Consider the following 231-nt stretch of genomic DNA (forward strand, 5'->3'; position numbering starts at 1 on the left):
CACGTAGTCCACACCTTCCGGCGAGTGGTTCGTGTCGACCACGGCGATGACCGGCACGCCCAGCTTGTTCGCTTCGGTGACGGCAATCTTGTGGTAGCCAACGTCGATCACGAAGATCGCGTCCGGAATGCCGCCCATGTCCTTCACGCCGCCGATCGACTTTTGCAGCTTGGCGATTTCGCGTTCGAACAGCAGCGCTTCCTTCTTGCTCATCTTTTCGGTTTCACCCGC

General features: G+C 59.3%; 1 protein-coding gene. It reads right to left on the minus strand.

All coding sequences use genetic code 11. The annotated features are described in order from the left end of the window. On the minus strand, positions 1-231 hold a 231-nt coding region (gene rpsB / locus SB816_RS35420; RefSeq protein ID WP_410548674.1), incomplete at both ends, for a 30S ribosomal protein S2.

Source organism: Achromobacter sp. SIMBA_011 (assembly GCF_046535435.1).
In the GTDB taxonomy this organism is placed as follows: Bacteria; Pseudomonadota; Gammaproteobacteria; order Burkholderiales; family Burkholderiaceae_B; genus Achromobacter; species Achromobacter dolens.